At 52.2% G+C, this 15,615-nt stretch carries 17 protein-coding genes and 1 tRNA gene; 12 read left to right on the top strand and 6 right to left on the bottom strand.

The window, feature by feature from the left end; all coding sequences use genetic code 11:
- Positions 1-14: 14 nt before the first annotated feature.
- From C1714_RS12965 to C1714_RS12940, 6 genes are all read left to right on the top strand, one after another.
- Positions 15-1,391: a Sapep family Mn(2+)-dependent dipeptidase gene (locus C1714_RS12965; protein ID WP_102343623.1), complete on the top strand. Its 1,377-nt coding sequence runs from the start codon at positions 15-17 to the stop codon at positions 1,389-1,391.
- Positions 1,388-2,236: an HAD family hydrolase gene (locus C1714_RS12960; protein ID WP_102343622.1), complete on the top strand. Its 849-nt coding sequence runs from the start codon at positions 1,388-1,390 to the stop codon at positions 2,234-2,236. Before C1714_RS12965 ends, C1714_RS12960 begins: the two co-directional genes overlap by 4 nt.
- On the top strand, positions 2,220-3,008 hold the full coding sequence (locus C1714_RS12955) for an N-acetylmuramoyl-L-alanine amidase family protein (protein ID WP_167850071.1): 789 nt from the start codon (positions 2,220-2,222) through the stop codon (positions 3,006-3,008). Before C1714_RS12960 ends, C1714_RS12955 begins: the two co-directional genes overlap by 17 nt.
- Complete coding sequence (locus C1714_RS12950) at positions 3,001-3,702, top strand: CBS domain-containing protein (protein ID WP_102343620.1); 702 nt, start codon at positions 3,001-3,003, stop codon at positions 3,700-3,702. Before C1714_RS12955 ends, C1714_RS12950 begins: the two co-directional genes overlap by 8 nt.
- Before the next feature lie 111 nt (positions 3,703-3,813).
- On the top strand, positions 3,814-4,107 hold the full coding sequence (locus tag C1714_RS12945; RefSeq protein WP_102343619.1) for an HU family DNA-binding protein: 294 nt from the start codon (positions 3,814-3,816) through the stop codon (positions 4,105-4,107).
- Between the two features lie 76 nt (positions 4,108-4,183).
- Positions 4,184-5,116, top strand: coding sequence for a beta-propeller fold lactonase family protein (locus C1714_RS12940; RefSeq protein WP_102343618.1), 933 nt, complete (start codon positions 4,184-4,186; stop codon positions 5,114-5,116).
- A gap of 148 nt (positions 5,117-5,264) precedes the next feature.
- Here the strand turns inward: C1714_RS12940 and C1714_RS12935 are convergent.
- Positions 5,265-5,340 (bottom strand) — tRNA-Ala (locus C1714_RS12935).
- Between the two features lie 53 nt (positions 5,341-5,393).
- Positions 5,394-6,383, bottom strand: a complete 990-nt coding sequence (locus C1714_RS12930) for a S66 family peptidase (RefSeq protein WP_102343617.1) — start codon at positions 6,381-6,383, stop codon at positions 5,394-5,396.
- 161 nt (positions 6,384-6,544) lie between these two features.
- On the opposite strand from C1714_RS12930, the gene C1714_RS12925 reads away from it, so the two are divergent.
- The 3 genes from C1714_RS12925 (at position 6,545) to C1714_RS12915 (ending at position 9,290) form a co-directional block, all read left to right on the top strand.
- Positions 6,545-7,954: a radical SAM/SPASM domain-containing protein gene (locus tag C1714_RS12925; protein WP_102343616.1), complete on the top strand. Its 1,410-nt coding sequence runs from the start codon at positions 6,545-6,547 to the stop codon at positions 7,952-7,954.
- A 115-nt stretch (positions 7,955-8,069) separates the two neighbouring features.
- A complete protein-coding gene (locus C1714_RS12920) occupies positions 8,070-9,071 on the top strand; it encodes an SPFH domain-containing protein (RefSeq protein WP_102343615.1) in 1,002 nt (333 codons plus the stop codon).
- Positions 9,072-9,095: 24 nt separating this feature from the next.
- The gene (locus C1714_RS12915) at positions 9,096-9,290 is read left to right on the top strand and encodes a type II toxin-antitoxin system antitoxin (RefSeq protein ID WP_102343614.1); all 195 of its coding nucleotides are present in this window, start codon (positions 9,096-9,098) and stop codon (positions 9,288-9,290) included.
- Between the two features lie 31 nt (positions 9,291-9,321).
- On the opposite strand, the gene C1714_RS12910 is transcribed toward C1714_RS12915, so the two are convergent.
- Positions 9,322-10,092: a methyltransferase domain-containing protein gene (locus C1714_RS12910; protein ID WP_102343613.1), complete on the bottom strand. Its 771-nt coding sequence runs from the start codon at positions 10,090-10,092 to the stop codon at positions 9,322-9,324.
- A gap of 99 nt (positions 10,093-10,191) precedes the next feature.
- On the opposite strand from C1714_RS12910, the gene C1714_RS12905 reads away from it, so the two are divergent.
- Positions 10,192-10,755, top strand: a complete 564-nt coding sequence (locus C1714_RS12905) for a TetR/AcrR family transcriptional regulator (RefSeq protein ID WP_102343612.1) — start codon at positions 10,192-10,194, stop codon at positions 10,753-10,755.
- A 43-nt stretch (positions 10,756-10,798) separates the two neighbouring features.
- Entirely contained in the window at positions 10,799-11,257 is a 459-nt protein-coding gene (locus C1714_RS12900) for a hypothetical protein (protein WP_102343611.1), read from the top strand.
- 53 nt (positions 11,258-11,310) lie between these two features.
- Here C1714_RS12900 and C1714_RS12895 read toward each other — a convergent pair whose 3' ends face one another.
- Positions 11,311-12,921, bottom strand: a complete 1,611-nt coding sequence (locus C1714_RS12895; protein ID WP_102343610.1) for a potassium/proton antiporter — start codon at positions 12,919-12,921, stop codon at positions 11,311-11,313.
- Between the two features lie 103 nt (positions 12,922-13,024).
- On the opposite strand from C1714_RS12895, the gene C1714_RS12890 reads away from it, so the two are divergent.
- Positions 13,025-13,786: an SDR family NAD(P)-dependent oxidoreductase gene (locus C1714_RS12890; protein ID WP_102343609.1), complete on the top strand. Its 762-nt coding sequence runs from the start codon at positions 13,025-13,027 to the stop codon at positions 13,784-13,786.
- Here the strand turns inward: C1714_RS12890 and C1714_RS12885 are convergent.
- Together C1714_RS12885 and queA are read right to left on the bottom strand one after the other, a co-directional pair.
- The gene (locus C1714_RS12885; RefSeq protein ID WP_102343608.1) at positions 13,776-14,477 is read right to left on the bottom strand and encodes an epoxyqueuosine reductase QueH; all 702 of its coding nucleotides are present in this window, start codon (positions 14,475-14,477) and stop codon (positions 13,776-13,778) included. The genes C1714_RS12890 and C1714_RS12885 overlap by 11 nt on opposite strands.
- Positions 14,470-15,519 carry a tRNA preQ1(34) S-adenosylmethionine ribosyltransferase-isomerase QueA gene (queA, locus tag C1714_RS12880; protein ID WP_102343692.1) on the bottom strand — a complete coding sequence of 350 codons (1,050 nt, stop codon included), beginning with the start codon at positions 15,517-15,519 and terminating at the stop codon, positions 14,470-14,472. The genes C1714_RS12885 and queA overlap by 8 nt, the downstream gene beginning before the upstream one ends.
- Between the last annotated feature and the right edge of the window lie 96 nt (positions 15,520-15,615).

The raw sequence follows: 15,615 nt of genomic DNA, 5'->3' as shown, positions 1-15,615 counted from the left end.
CAGGGGAGAAGAAGATGAATAAAGAAGCGATTAAAAGCCGGGTTGAAAGTTACCGTGACGAGCTGGTCAGGCGGCTTGGGGTCCTTGTGTCGATTCCCTCGGTGCAGGGTGCTGCTGAAGAGAATGCGCCGTTTGGGAAAGGGCCGGCGGCGGCTCTGGATGCGGCACTTGACATGCTGGCAAAGGACGGGTTCAGGACATGCAACGTCGACCATTACGCAGGCTATGCGGAAATGGGCAGCGGCGACAAACTGATCGGCATTACGGGACATCTCGATGTTGTTCCGGCAAACAGGGAAGACGGCTGGCATACGGATCCGTTTACGATGGTGGAGAAGGACGGCATTCTGTATGGACGCGGCGTTTCGGATGACAAGGGTGCCGTTGTCGCAAGCATGATTGCGATGAAGGTGCTCAAGGATGCTGGTGTGCCGATGAACAAGCGGGTGCGTCTGATCATGGGAACCAATGAGGAAACCGGCTCCAAAGGCATCCAGTACTATGTTCAGAAGGAAGGACATCCGGACTATGGCTTTACGCCGGATGGCGAGTTCCCTGGTGTCTATGGGGAAAAGGGCATCATGGGAGCTTCCTATTCATCGAAGAAGACTTCGATTCTTGCGATTGACGGGGGTACGGCGACCAACATCGTCTGTGCCAAGGTGACCTGCAAGGTGGCGAAGAATTCATACTCCGGCAAGACGCTGAGCGATTATTTCAACAATAATGACATCAGCTTTTCGATCGAATGCGGCGAAGACGGCGATTCGATTACCGTGCTTGGAAAGGCGGCCCATGCCTCGACGCCAGACCAGGGTGTCAATGCGATTTCCTGGCTGTTTGCGGGATTGAGGGAAGCCGGGTTCCAGGATCCGTTTGTCAATTTCTATAACAGTCACTTCGGTCTGGAGACGGACGGTGCTTCGCTCGGCATCAGGCTTTCGGATGAATACGGTGCTCTGACGCTGAACAATGGTGTCATTCATATGAGCGACGGCGTGATCCGCGGCAGTATTGATATCCGCTTCCCGGTGACGATGACGGCGCGTCAGGTAACCAGGGCGATGAGCGAACATCTGGAAGATGAGGGCGGTGTCATTGAGGTGAATAATGCGGTTGAGCCGCTGTTCTTTGCGCCGGATTCGCCGCTGGTTTCCAAGCTTGCGGAAGCTTACGTTGAAATGACCGGTGATACGGTGCATCAGCCGATGACGATCGGGGGCGGTACGTATGCGAAGACGATTCACAATACGATTGCCTTTGGCTGTGCGTTTCCGGATGTGGATTACCGGATTCATGATGCGGATGAATGGGTACGCGTCGATGAGCTGCTCTTGCAGGCGGAGATCTATGTGCTGGCTGTTTTGAAGCTGATGGAAATTGAGGGATGAAGAAAACAGCGATTGTTTACGACTTTGATAAGACGCTGAGTCCGCGTGATATGCAGGAGTTTTCCCTGATCCCGTCGCTTGGCTACGAACGTGCCACCGACTTCTGGAAGGAAGTGACGGCTCTTTCGCATGATCAGACGATGGATCCGATTTCGGCTTATCTGTATCTGCTGCAGAAGAAGTTCAGGGAACAGGGACAGCCATTGCGGAGAGAAAACTTTGCCGAGGTCGGCAAGGGGATTCAACTGTACCCGGGTGTTGAGACATGGTTTGACAGGATCAATGACTACGGCCGTACGCAGGGGCTGGAAGTGGAGCACTATATCATTTCCAGCGGGATGGCGGAGATTCTGGAGGAAACTTCAATTGCCCGCAATTTCCGCAGGATCTATGCGTGCCGGTATTTCTATGATGGCAATGGTGAGGCCGTCTGGCCGGCGGTGATCGTCAACTATACGACGAAGACGCAGTATCTCTTCCGCATCAACAAACAGGTGCTGGATGAGGCGGATGAAGAGGATCTGAATACATGGATTCCCTTCAAGGAGCGGGCGGTTCCATTTTCGCGGATCATCTATATCGCGGACGGGATGACAGATGTGCCGTGCATGCGCCTGGTGAAGGAATACGGGGGCCGCTCGATTGCGGTATATGATCCCTCTTCTTCCAAGGCAAGATCGACGGCTTCGCGTCTGATCCGTGAGGGCCGTGCCGATTTCATGACGGCTGCCCGGTACGACGCCGGAAGCGGGACAGAGAAGCTGGTTCAGGAAATCCTCAATGCCATGGGTGCAGAAAGCGTTCTGGATGATCGGGAAGGAAAGACGGATGAAGAAGCCGGTTAAAAATGGAAAAAACAGGAAGCCGAAGAGAGCAGTAAAAAAGGCGGCCGCTTCAGGCAATCGGACCGCTGGTCTTCTGAGTGCGGTCATTATCCTTGCGGTATTGATCTTCGGCATCTATACGCTGTGGCTTCGTCCTTCAAACAGCCGTAAGGTGATCGTTCTGGATCCGGTACACGGGATGGATGATTATGCGTTGAAGGGGCTTGTGAATGAGGATGCGTTCAGCCGTCAGCTCTGCGATGAGATTTCGACGCAGCTCAAGGCGACAGGACGTTACGAGGTCGTTGAGACGCATGATGCGGATACGATGATGAGTGTGAAGGAACGGGCAGAAGTGGTTAATGACTGTAATGGGGATCTTCTGATTTCCATTGGCTGCTGGGACAGCTCCTATATGTCTGTGACGGGTCCTCAAATCTTTGCGGATCAGCCTTCGAGCAGGACGAACAGGGACAGTGTCTCCTTTGCGAATGATCTGAATCAGGGGTTTCAGGATGCGGGCATCAGCAGTTCGGTTTCCTATTTTTACTATCATCCGCTGGCCAACGGCCGCAGCTCGGAGCACATTGTTGATGTGTCTGATGCGACGGATTACGGGGAAGAGACGTTCGCCCTTCTGGAGCAGTCAGAGGTGCCTGGCGTCGTGGTGCGCCAGATCGACGTCAACAGTCAGAGTGATGTGGATGCCTATATGAGTGAAGAGGGATGTCAGAAGCTTGCGTCCTACTATGTGAAGGCGATTGACGCCTATTTTGGAGTGGACAATGGCTGATCTCAGCAATGCCGAGCGGTTTCTGAATGCGTATGCGCGCTGTGAGCAGGCGCTGAACCGGATGCAGAATTCCCTGGAATACAAGACGTTCAATGTTCTGCTGAAGGAATGCTCCGAGAAGAATCCGGTTGTACGCAATCATCTGGAGGAGCTGAAGGAGTATGCGCAGCTTCGCAATGCGATCGTGCATCAGCGTGATCAGTATCTGGAGATCATTGCGGAGCCGACGGATGCGGTGACGGTTCGCTTTGAGCATCTGGCACAGCTGCTGGATCAGGATCTGGAAGTGATGCGCTTTGCCAGTTCGCCGGTTCTGACCGCAAAACCGGGTGATTCGGTGGAAGAGGCATTTGAGAAACTGAACCATCTGGGGGCTGATAAGCTGCCGGTCTATTCTGAAAACAATATGTTTCAGGGGCTGGTTACAATGACGGAGATTGCGGCCTGGGGTCTGTTTGATCGCAATCCCGAGCATCGGGTGGAGCAGCTCATCAAGGCAAAGAAGAGTGATCGTGTTGTCTTTCTTGCGCGGCATGATTCGATCATGAAGGCGGCGGATGTGTTTGCTTCAGCCCGTCGTGAGAAGAATGTGACGCCGGTGATTCTGATTACGGAACACGGAAAGATGAATCAGAAGCCGGTTGGAATTTTGACGTCGTGCGACCTTCAGCAGTGGATTTCCTATTTGTCATAAATTGCTTGAAAAGGCATATTTATGCGTTTTTTCTTGCATAAGGGCAACGGTGGGTCTACAGTAAATATGTCAGAGATATGACAGAAAGTTAAAAGGAGATAATCAATCAGTATGGCTAAGGAAGTTAAGGTTCTGACTAAGAAAGATCTTGCGGAAGGTCTTGCCGAAAAGGAAGGGCTGACGAAGAAGGCGGCTGCAGAAATCGTCAACTATGTGTTTGATGAGGCGGCTGAGACGCTGAAGAAGGGCGGCTCTGTCGATATCAGCGGTTTTGGTAAGTTCTCGGTCAAGAAGAGAGCTGCTCGTACGGGTATCAATCCGCAGACCAAGGAGAAGATTGAGATCAAGTCTGCCAATGTTCCGGCCTTCAAGGCGTCCAAGACCTTAAAGGATCTTGTCAAGTAAGCAATCGATCGGGTGACGGTGCTTCGGTGCCGTCATTTTTTTGTCTCTGCAGGGGCGGCGGTGCTAAACTGAACATATGGAAAAGACTATTCTTACAGGAACTTATTCGGAACGTGGAAGTAAGGGTATTTATGCGTGCAGGTTCGCGGATGGGCATTTGGAGCAGCCGGCGGTATTCGCTGAAGTGAAGGCTGCCAAGGCGATTGTCGTGGATCCGGACAGCGGACGTGTTGCCTCGGTCATGGAGGAAGGCAAAGAGGCTGGTGTCGAGGTGTTTGAACGTGATGGTTCGCTTGTCGCGGCGCTGCGCGTTGAGACGACGCCGTCCTGCTATGTTGCCTGGAATGGTGGAAGAATCTATACGGCAAACTACCATGAGGGTACGGTATCGGTGATTTCTCTGCATGAGCAGGAGCTTCATCTGGATAACCGTGTGCTGGTCCGGGACGGGGCCGGCTGTCATCAGGTGCTGTTCCATGGGGATCAGGTGCTTGTTCCGTGTCTGTTCCTGGACCGGATCATGATCTTTGACCGTGATCTGAATTATCAGTCGTCGATTCGCTTTGCCTTCGGTACAGGTATTCGTCATGGTGTGTTTACGGCGGATGGTTCGACGCTTTATGCCGTATCGGAACTGAGCAATGAGCTCTTTGAGATCAAAACAAATAACTGGTCCATCGTGCGCAGGGCCAGTGTTCTTCCGGAAGGTGAGCAGCGCCGCAGAGGAACGGCGGCAGTACGTCTTTCCCCGGATGAGAAGACGCTGTACGTTTCGACGCGCGGCATAGATCTGATTTCGGTGATCCCTGTCGACAGTCTGACCGTAAAGCAGGCGGTTTACAGCGGTGGCCGTCATCCGCGTGACATTTTCCTGGTAGACAATTACCTGCTTGCAGCGAATCGCTACAGTGACAATATCGCAGTGTTTGAACTTGAAGATGATGGCTGCATCGGCAGGGAACTGCAGGCTCTTGCGGTCCCTTCACCGGTATCAATTCAGGTGCTTTGAAGGATCGGAAATCATCAATCAGAACGATCAAAGTAATGGAGGCATTTCCTGTACCGGCCGGTGCAGAGTGCCTCTTTTCTGATTTCAAGCCGCATCTTGAAGAAAAGAAAAAGCCGCATTGTTATGCGGCTTTTCAAGTGCTTCTGAATGGTGGAGCTGGGGAGGATCGAACTCCTGACCTCCTGATTGCGAACCAGGCGCTCTCCCAGCTGAGCTACAACCCCATGCGATTCAGCAGAACTATGTTACCACAGAATCGTTTGGAGTGGTAAGGAAACTAGATGCACCGGAAGGAAATACTTCCTTCGCCATTGGTGATGGAAACATCGGCGATGGCGCCGTTGATCATTGTCCAGGCCGGTACGGTGTGACCGATGTCCATCTCCATGACCCACGGGATGGACAATGGGGCGAATGCAAGTTCTACAGCTTCTCTGTAAGTCATTCCTGTATCGGAATGCGGAATGAGTACACGTCCGATCAGAACGCCTCTGCAATGGCGGAACCAGCCGGCATACTTCATCTGCAGAAGGGTGCGATAGAGTACTTCGGCAGAGAACGAGAAGTCATCGAAGTACCACAGGATGCCATCGTCTGCGTAGCGTTCAATAAACTGAGCCGTGCCGTCATAGGGTGTTCCGATCATGTCCTTAAGAACGTCGATACATCCGCCGATACAGCGGCCGGAAAGAGAAAGAGTCTCCTGGCTGCTTTCATAGATGGTCGGCGTATCGACGCCGCCATAGTCTTCCATCCAGCGTGCCTTGCCTGCATGGACAGGAGAGGACTGCTGACTGACGGAGGCACCTTTGAGCATCATCAGATTTACTTCCTTATAGGGATTCATCTCGTCAAAGGATCCGGCATTGTAACCATAGAAGGTCGCAATGTCATAGCGCGTTGTCATTGTGTAAAGGAGGCTGGTGGGATCCGATGCGCCCATGGTCCATTTCGGGTGCCTGGATACTGTTTCCCAGTCCACAAAGGGGAGCATTTCAAAGTTGAAATCGCCGCCCGCCGCTGCCATAACGGCATTGACCTTCTCATTTGCGAACAGGCTCGTGAATTCTTCGCCGCGCTCTTCAGCGCTTCCGCCGCGGTTGCTTTCGAGGCGAACATTGGGCGTTTCCACGGTATTGAACCCGCGCGAGTGAAGGGTATCAAGGGACATCAGATAATTGGGCAGACTCCCGTGGTCGCCAGCCCCTGCACTGGGTGCACAGATGCCGATGGTATCTCCCTTTTTCAGAAAATTGGGATAGATCATATAGACTCCTTTTTCACTGTCATCAATGTAAACGCAATCACGAATATTCGCAAGAAAAGCCCGCGGTATACACTTTCTTCGATCTGTTCAAAATCGGCTTTAGGGTGCTTTTCACATCAATTTTTTGGTGATTTAATGAATCCGGTTAAGGAGAACGAGATATGACTTCTTTTAGTGAGAGTGTTAAGGCTTTCGGAGTTAAACAGGTTCTTGGGTACCTGCAGAAGGATCCGGAGAACAACATTCCGAAGATTCTGGACTGGCTGGAAAAGTACGGCGGCGATGTCGCTATGCCGAAGCAGATTGCCTATGTCCGCAGAGTTCTTTCGGATAAGGACAACAAGTGGTACAAGTATGCAATGACGATCTTCAAGGAAATCGACAAGAACTGCATGGACAAGTTCATGAACAACTTTGTCATCAATGCGTCGATGCTTGGTCTGCCGCGTGAGCGTAAGATGGCTGCCAAGTACAAGTGCAACATTCCTTGGACGATTCTGTTTGACCCGACCTCTGCGTGCAACATGCACTGCATCGGCTGCTGGGCTGCTGAATACGGCTACAAGAACAACCTGACCTATGATGAAATGGACAAGATCATTTCGCAGGGTAAGGATCTCGGTATCTATCTGTATCTGATGACAGGCGGCGAACCGCTGGTTCGTAAGGACGATATCCTGAAGCTTGCGGAGAAGCACAATGACTGCTACTTCCACATCTTCACGAATACGACGCTGATGACGGATGAGTTCCTGGATGAAGTTGTTCGTCTGGGCAACATTTCCTTCGCACCGTCCATCGAAGGCTCCAAGGAGACGACGGATGCCCGCCGTGGTGCCGGCACCTATGACAAGGTTATGACGGCTCTCGACAAGCTGCATGCCCGTGGTATTCCGTTTGCAGTTTCGATCTGCTATACGCATGCAAACTACAAGGCAGTTACTTCGGATGACTTCATCAACCTTCTGATTTCGAAGGGGGCACGTATTGCCTGGTTCTTCCACTACATGCCGGTAGGAAACGATGCTTCGCCGGATCTGCTGCTGACACCGGATGAGCGTGAGTTTGTATACCGCCGTGTTCGTTACATCCGTTCCGAAGAGTCTCCGTTCCCGATCTTCACGATCGACTTCCAGAACGATGGTGAGTATATTGGCGGATGCATCGCCGGCGGCCGCAACTACTGCCATATCAACTCGGCAGGTGATGTTGAGCCGTGCGTCTTCATCCACTACAGCTCTGCAAACATCAAGAACGAGGATCTGCTGGACTGCCTGCGTCAGCCGCTGTTCATGCAGTATCGTGAGAACCAGCCGTTCAACCAGGATATGCTGATGCCGTGCCCGATGCTGGAGAACTCCGGCCGTCTGACCGAGATGGTTCAGGCTTCCGGCGCTCACAGCACAGACCTGACTTCGCCGGAGTCTGCTGAGCACCTCTGCGCTAAGACGAAGCCGTATGCAGACGCATGGGCTCCGCGTGCAGCTAAGCTCTGGGAAGAAGAGAAGAACATCCGTGAGGCTCGTGAGAAGCACAACGAAGAAGCTACGGTTGCTCGTTCTGCTAAGTAATTCCATCATTTCAAAGAAAAGGCGATCGATCATTCGATCGTCTTTTTTTGGCGTATGTATTGACAACAGTGTATACAATGTGATATCAAAATAATATCAGAAAGGATAACTGATTATGGAAGAGAAAGAACTCAACATCAAACAGAACGGCATGGCTGTTCTGCTTGGCATCCTCGCATTGTATGTGTTGCTGACTCTCGGCATCTTTGCGGCAGCCCGTTTTGAGCTTGACTGGCTGATCACTGTCATCGTCATTCTGATGTGCCTGATCTGGATCCCTCTTTGCGGACTGAAGGTGGTCAATCCCCAGGAAGCACTTGTACTGACGCTGTTTGGAAAATATACGGGGACATTGCGGAAGCCCGGGTTCTATTATGTCAATCCGTTTTCGGTAGCCGTCAATCCTGCCGCAGATACAAAACTGGGACAGAGCGGTGACGTCGATGACGGCGGAACAAGACTGCGCGTCCGCAGCGCATCTGCTCAGTCATCTCTGAATGTCAGTAAGAAGATTTCTCTGAAGGCAATGACCCTTTCCAACGCGAAACAGAAGGTCAACGATGTTCTCGGCAATCCGGTTGAAATCAGTGTCGCCGTCATCTGGCAGGTGAAGGATACGGCAAAGGCCGTCTTCAATGTCGACAACTACAAAGAATATCTTTCACTTCAGGTAGACACGGCGGTTCGTGATATTGTTAAGATTTATCCATATGATGTTGCGCCAAATGTCGATACGACAGGCGACGGGAAGGCGGATGATGGATCACTGCGCGGCTCAACGACAGTTGTCGCCGACAGAATCCGCGACCTGATTCAGAAGAAGGTCGATGGCGCAGGTCTTGAAATTCTAGAAGCACGGATCACGTATCTTGCCTATGCTCCGGAAATAGCAGCTGTCATGCTGCAGAGACAACAGGCAAGTGCCGTCATTGACGCGCGCAAGATGATCGTTGATGGTGCTGTAGGCATGGTTGAAATGGCACTGGAACGTCTCAAGGAAAACGGCGTCGTTGATCTCGACGAGGAGCGCAAGGCCGCCATGGTGAGCAACCTTCTGGTTGTTCTGTGCGGCAACCATGATGCCCAGCCGGTGGTTAATTCCGGAAGTCTCTATTGATGATCAAAGCAGGAGGTAAACAACGTGGCCAGAAAACAGATACCGCTGAGACTCGATGATAAGCTGTATGATGCCATCGCAGCATGGGCGGAGGATGATTTCCGCTCCGTTAACGGCCAGATCGAATACCTTCTTACAGAATGCGTCAAGCAGCGCAAAAAAAACGGAAAATACGTTTCCGAACATCTCGACGAAGAACCGGATTTCGATATCAAATAAGCTGCCCGAAAGGGCAGTTTTATAGTTATTCTTACTTCTGATAGGTTCGGATTACAAACTGTGCCGTCAGATCCATGCCATCCAGCTTCCTGAGACGGTCAATGGCTTCGGCAGGGGTACGGTGCGCGTACGGCGTCATCTCAAAGAGATTCATTAGATTGTCCTGACTCACATGGAAGGAATGCTCAATGGTTTCCGTATCCTTCAATGTCATTTGGATGCCAAGATCCTTCAGCTCATTCTGATACGGCACGTCGTAGAGTACCTTCTTCATCTCCATCAGATGGTCCGGCCCCGGTGTTACAAAGAGGAAAATTCCGCCCGGTTTCAGAATGCGCACAATCTCTTCCTCCGCCGCCGGCGCAAAGCAGGTCAGTACCGCATCGGCACATTCATCCGGCAAAGGGAGGTGAAAGATCGAGGCAACGGCGTATTGGGAAGCCGGATCATTTTTCGCAGCATGCTTGAGCGCTTCCTTGGACAGATCGAAGCCGTATTTTTCATCGGCGGGAAGATCCCTGGTATACCATCCTTCCCCACAGCCAAGATCGACAAGGACACCGGGATGCGCCTCTTTGACCTTCTCCACCAGCCTGTCTTTCAGAAAGGCATAGGAACCTGTCGAAAGAAAGGCGGTTCTTGCCTGGACCATTGCCTTGTTATCGCCATGATCCACACTCTGTTTCAGATAGAGATTCAGATAGCCCTGGCGGGCATAGTCATAGGAATGGCCGTTTTCACAGACGGCTGCCTTTTCTACTTTCTTCAGCGGTTTTCCGCAGATTGGGCACAATAGTTTCATGGTTTTATTGTATCGAATTTTGTGAAGTTTCCCATAATCTTTGTTTTGTATTGACCGACGGTCAGTCAAAATGTATATCTAAGCATAGGAGGTGAACAAATGAGCGAGCCGCATGATAGCGATGACCGCCGTAACCAGTTCATCAACGCCGCTGAACAGCTCTTCAAGGAACATGGCGTCGTTGATACGACCGTTGCCGCGATTGTCAAGGAAATGAATGTTGCCAAGGGTTTGTTCTATTACTACTTCAATTCCAAGGACGATGTCATCGAAGCGATTTCCCAGAAATACAACCGCCAGATGAAATGCTCGCTGCAGAAGGCAATCGACGCGTCGGACGACTTCGATGAGCGTCTGCGCAGCTTTCTGACCGGGACGATGGAGTCGTTCCGGATGATGTGGGAAAACCTGGATGCCCATCGGGCAAACATCGATCTGACACTTCTCAGCAGTCGCACGATCGATGAAGCCAAGCAGACGGCGCGTGACAGTCTGAGAGAACTTCTCGAGGAGGGCAACCGCCTGTCAAAGCTCCATGTCGATGATCCGGATGCCTATGCCGATGCCATTATCGGAGGGCTGGCAGATCTTGCCCGGTACACCAGAGACGGCTTCGACGAAATCGCGAAGCGCATTGAAGATTATCTGCATTCGATGAACTGAAATAAACAAATAACCAGGAAAAAGAAAGAAGGAGATAAAACCTATGAATGACTGGAAAAAGACGACTGATGATTTCACACGTTTTGTAAGCGATACGGCAACTTCCTTTGCAAAGCTGGTAAATGACGGCGCCAAGAGCGCTGCCGACTACGCGTCCGTAATGCGTCAGAAGCTTGAGCTTAAGAGCCAGATCGGCGAACATAAACGGACTTTGAACAAGTCCTATGCTCGCCTTGGTGAAGCTTACTATGACGCTTTGACAGCCGGCAAGCCGGTTGAGGGCATGGATGATGTTCTGAATCTGATCAAGTCCAACCGCGAACTGATTCAGCTGCTCAACGAAAAGCTTGCCGCCCTGGATCAGCAGCAGGCGCAGGAAGAAAAGGAAGAAGCAGCTGCAGAAACGGCTGCATCCGATACGACAGCGCAGGAAACAGCTGCTGCACCGGAGGAGAAGAGTGAGCCGGACACTTCCGATTCAAACGAAATTCATATTGACTGAAGCTTTGGGAATGCAGGGAACGCATGGGTTGAAGAAGAGCCCTGCGTTCTTTTTTATGCCCCGGAAACGGGTTTACTGATGACGTAAAGCAGGTCGCCGGCCGCAAGAACCGTATCCCCGGAAGGAATCAGCGTCGTGCCATGGCGGCGGATGAAGATGATCAGCTCGTCTTCCAGCGCCAGATCCGCAAGTTTTCGTCCCGTCCAGTCATGGAAGGCCGTGAGACAGATTTCGTGCATGCCGCTGCTGTCGGCATCGCCGCCTTCCGCACCGCACAGGATCAGGATGTCGCCGGCCTGCAGGCGGGTATCGCCCCTGGGAACGATCTGCTGGTGATTGCGTTCAATGACCGGAAGGATCGACTGCGGAGGAAAGGTGATTTCACTGACCGTCCGCCCGTTCCATGGATGTCCTGAAGGAAGCTGGAAGCGCACGAACTGTACCGGCAGATCCTCAACCGTGTCGTTGAACGTCGCCATGACATCTTCCCCGGCATCGATGAGATCGAGCTTTCGGGCCGCCGATGGAATCAGGGAACCCTGAAACAGAATGGAAAACAGGACGATGAAGAATACCATATGGAACAGATCATAGGAAAGCGTGATCCCCGGGCTGAGCGCCATGATGGCGAAGGCGATGGAAGCGGCACCGCGCATGCCTGCAAATGAAATGAACAGGCGCTGGTTCCGCGGACAGTGCAGAGGCGCCAGCAGAAGAAAGACGGCCGCCGGCCTGGCCGCAAACGTCAGAAACAGAGCGACCAGAAGCGCCTGGAACGCGACTGCAGGAAGACGGGAAGGAAAGGCAAGCAAGCCGAGCAGAAAGAACAGCAGCATCTGCATGAGACTCGTGAGACTGTGGAAGAACCGGATGCTTTCGGTTTTATCCGGAATCGTATGATTTCCGATCAGGATGCCGGCCATGTACACGGCAAGATACCCGTTGCCCTCAAGCCCGGACGCCAAAGCATACGAAAGCAGACCGAAGCCAAGCAGAAGTGCTTCCGTCAATACCGCATCTTTCAAATGGAACAGCCGCAGCAGTCGCAGCGCCACCCAGGCAACCAGCACTCCGATCAGAGCACCGACGACAATCTGCAATAGGAGCATCTTTATGATCTGCCCTGTGGAAAGGCCGTTTCCCTGCAGCAGGCTGAGCACCACCATGGTCAGAAGATAGGAAACAGGATCGTTGGATCCGCTCTCCACTTCCAGAAGCGATGCGGTTCCATAGCGCAGGTCCATCTTCCTTGACCTTAGAATCGAGAAGACGGAAGCCGCATCTGTCGAGCAGATCACGGCGCCCAGAAGCAGACCTTCCAAAACCGTCATCCCAAGAACAACAATCGCAAAGCTGCTGACCAGCAGCGCCGTCAGCAGACTGCCGACACTGGACAGCAGAACTGCCTTGGCGAGAACAGGCTTTGCCGCTTTGAGGTTTGTCCCCAGACCGCCGTAATAAATGATCAGAACGAGGGCCGCCGAACACAGGGTGCCGGCAACATCGTAGTCTTCGAAGGGGATGCGAAACAGGCCGTCGGATCCGAAGATCATGCCGGCCGCAATGAAAAGAAAGAGGCCGGGAACGCCCGTCCGACGGAAAAGTTTCTGGAAGATGGCACAGAAAATCAGAATGACTCCGGTTAGAAACAGCAGATGGTTCATGTGGCGATTCCTTTCGCTGCCAGTGGCAGCTTGTACATTCAGGGTACCATGAACTGGCGCGAAAAGCCGTTGTGGAAACCGGCACCTTTTGTACAATAACCGTATGAACGTATTGATTACAGGCGGATCGGAAGGCATTGGACTGGAGCTGGCAAAGCTGTTCGCAAAGGATGGCCACCATATATATATCGCTGCCCGCCGCAAAGAGACGCTATTGGCTGCAAAAAAGGAGATCGCTGCCGTTTGCGCAGCTGAGAAGGCGCCGCCGGCGGATGGCCGCATTCATCTGTTACCGGTAGATCTTTGTCAGCCGGATGCGGCGGAAGAGGTGTACCGCTGGAGCGGCCCCGTGGATGTTCTGATCAACAATGCCGGCATGGGAACCGTCGGCAGCAGCTGGGAGCTTGATCCCGCCGTGGAACAGCGTCTTCTTCAGCTGAATGTGGAAGCGCTGGTTCTTTTATGCCGCCGGTACCTTCCCGAAATGATTGCGGCGGGAAAGGGAACGATTCTCAACATCGGCAGTACGGCGGCCTTTCAGCCCGGTCCGTATGCGGCATCCTATTATGCGTCCAAAGCGTTTGTCGTCAGCTATTCGCGTGCGCTTCATGAGGAGGCAAAGCCCTATGGCGTAGAGATCTGCTGCTATTGCCCGGGACCGGTGAAGACGGCTTTTTATGACAAGGAAGGCGTGAAGCCGACGATTGGTGCAGTATCGCCAGCCGTCGCTGCAAAGAACCTGTATCAGGCAAACTGGAAGAAGGCAGTCATTGTTCCGGGAGTCGGGAATAAGCTGATGCGGCTGCTTCCATCGGGTCTTCGGATGAAAGCTGTCGGACATATGAAAAAGAAGATCATTCGCTGATCTTCTCTGGATGACGCTCGTAGTAGCTTGTTTTACAGCCGCAGTAATCCTGACGGTAAATGTCATAGGCATCGCAGATGGCTTCTGATTTCTCCTGGCCGTCTGCTTTTTTGAAATCGGAGACAAACCATTTGGTGCGGCTGTATTTCGCTGCCAGCCTGAGTCCGATTTCGTTGATCTTTTCCGAATCCTTCTGCCGCGAGAAGGTCATGACTGTGGTACAGAAATCATAGCCGTTGGCATCACCGTAGGCGAAGGCTTCATCGATCCGCTTTGCATAGCAGCCAAAGCAGCTCTTCCAGCCTTCGGGATCGTTTTCCCGCTCAGGAATTACGGTCTCTGCATATTTCTCATAATCATAGGACGAAACAATCAGAGAAATGTCATCGTTCCACCGCTCATGAAGATAGCGCTTCACCTCGTTGAGGCGATGATCATATTCACTTTTGGGCCAGATGTTGGAGTTGCTGAAGAAGACCGTGACATCAAAGCCGTTTTCCTTCAGAAAGTCGAGCGGCCAGCAGGCACAGACGATGCAGCAGGCGTGGAGGATGATTCTTGGCTGCTGATCGGGATGGTCTTTCTTCCAGTGTTCGATGACCTTCAGCGATTCTTTGTAGTAGTTATGGCGCGACGAACTTTTGCGGCTTTGTAGGTAGGCGATGTACTCCTGTTTCTCTTTCTCATTCATGGGTCAGGAACATGCAGTCGCCGAAGGAGAAGAAGCGGTACTTTTCCCGGACTGCAACTTTGTAGGCATGCATAATCCGGTCATAGCCGCCGAGCGCGCAGATCATCATGATCAGCGTACTCTTGGGCAGATGGAAATTCGTGAGCATCGCATCGATTGTATGGTACTGATAGCCGGGGTAGATGAAGAGCTTCGTTTCTCCGGAGCATTCTTCAAATCTTCCGAACCGGTTCCAGACGCTTTCCAGTGTGCGTACCGAAGTCGTGCCGATGGCAACGATCCGTCTTCCTTCGGCCTTTGCCCTGTTGAGGGTATCGGCGGCTTCCCTGGACATGAAGTAGACTTCGCTGTGCATCACGTGGTCCTCAACATTTTCCGTATCCATCGGTTTGAAGGTGCCAAGGCCCACATGGAGGGTGACGTCGACGATGGTGACGCCCTTTGCTCTCAGTTTGGCAAAGATCTCCTCGGTGAAGTGAAGACCTGCCGTCGGAGCGGCCGCGGAACCTTCGACCCTGGAGTAAACCGTCTGGTAGCGCTCCGGATCATTGAGCTTTTCATGAATGTAGGGCGGAAGGGGAACTTCTCCAAGTGAATCGAGAATCTCGTTGAAGATGCCATTGTAGATCATCTTCATCTTGCGAAGACCCTGTTCCTCCACTTCGACGCATTCTGCCTTCAGGCGTCCGTCATGAAAGGTGATGATCGTTCCCTGTTTGATGACATGAGCGTTTCCGCACAGGCATTCCCAAACGTCGTTTTCCATCTGTCTTAACAGCAGAACTTCGACATGGGCGCCGGTTTCTTCCTTGATGCCATAGAGACGGGCCGGAATGACCCGCGTATTATTGCGCACCAGAACATCGCCTTCATGCAGATAATCGACGATGTCATAGAAATGCTTATGTTCCAGCTCGTCGCTGTCCAGATGTACGACCATCATGCGGCTGCTCTTGCGGTCAGTGAGCGGTGTCTGGGCGATGAGCTCCTTCGGCAGTTCATAATCAAAATCACTTGTTTTCCAATGCTTTGTTTCTTCCATCATTCCTGTCTCCCCGAAACTACCACGATATCTTACAACAAAATGCATTGCAGGATGATTTTTGGCCGACATAAGGGAATCGTCGGCCTGATTGGA

Origin of the sequence: Galactobacillus timonensis (genome assembly GCF_900240265.1) — a bacterium.
GTDB lineage: Bacteria > Bacillota_I > Bacilli_A > Erysipelotrichales > Erysipelotrichaceae > Bulleidia > Bulleidia timonensis.
The sequence above is the reverse complement of the archived record's forward strand: the minus strand, read 5'-3'. Positions and strand labels throughout refer to the sequence as shown.

Bases quoted from the DNA above. Each gene is read 5' to 3' on its own strand.
- C1714_RS12965 (WP_102343623.1), top strand. From the start codon at position 15: ATGAATAAAGAAGCGATTAAAAGCCGGGTTGAAAGTTACCGTGACGAG.
- C1714_RS12960 (WP_102343622.1), top strand. From the start codon at position 1,388: ATGAAGAAAACAGCGATTGTTTACGACTTTGATAAGACGCTGAGTCCG.
- C1714_RS12955 (WP_167850071.1), top strand. From the start codon at position 2,220: ATGAAGAAGCCGGTTAAAAATGGAAAAAACAGGAAGCCGAAGAGAGCA.
- C1714_RS12950 (WP_102343620.1), top strand. From the start codon at position 3,001: ATGGCTGATCTCAGCAATGCCGAGCGGTTTCTGAATGCGTATGCGCGC.
- C1714_RS12945 (WP_102343619.1), top strand. From the start codon at position 3,814: ATGGCTAAGGAAGTTAAGGTTCTGACTAAGAAAGATCTTGCGGAAGGT.
- C1714_RS12940 (WP_102343618.1), top strand. From the start codon at position 4,184: ATGGAAAAGACTATTCTTACAGGAACTTATTCGGAACGTGGAAGTAAG.
- C1714_RS12930 (WP_102343617.1), bottom strand. From the start codon at position 6,383: ATGATCTATCCCAATTTTCTGAAAAAGGGAGATACCATCGGCATCTGT.
- C1714_RS12925 (WP_102343616.1), top strand. From the start codon at position 6,545: ATGACTTCTTTTAGTGAGAGTGTTAAGGCTTTCGGAGTTAAACAGGTT.
- C1714_RS12920 (WP_102343615.1), top strand. From the start codon at position 8,070: ATGGAAGAGAAAGAACTCAACATCAAACAGAACGGCATGGCTGTTCTG.
- C1714_RS12910 (WP_102343613.1), bottom strand. From the start codon at position 10,092: ATGAAACTATTGTGCCCAATCTGCGGAAAACCGCTGAAGAAAGTAGAA.
- C1714_RS12905 (WP_102343612.1), top strand. From the start codon at position 10,192: ATGAGCGAGCCGCATGATAGCGATGACCGCCGTAACCAGTTCATCAAC.
- C1714_RS12900 (WP_102343611.1), top strand. From the start codon at position 10,799: ATGAATGACTGGAAAAAGACGACTGATGATTTCACACGTTTTGTAAGC.
- C1714_RS12895 (WP_102343610.1), bottom strand. From the start codon at position 12,921: ATGAACCATCTGCTGTTTCTAACCGGAGTCATTCTGATTTTCTGTGCC.
- C1714_RS12890 (WP_102343609.1), top strand. From the start codon at position 13,025: ATGAACGTATTGATTACAGGCGGATCGGAAGGCATTGGACTGGAGCTG.
- C1714_RS12885 (WP_102343608.1), bottom strand. From the start codon at position 14,477: ATGAATGAGAAAGAGAAACAGGAGTACATCGCCTACCTACAAAGCCGC.
- queA (WP_102343692.1), bottom strand. From the start codon at position 15,519: ATGGAAGAAACAAAGCATTGGAAAACAAGTGATTTTGATTATGAACTG.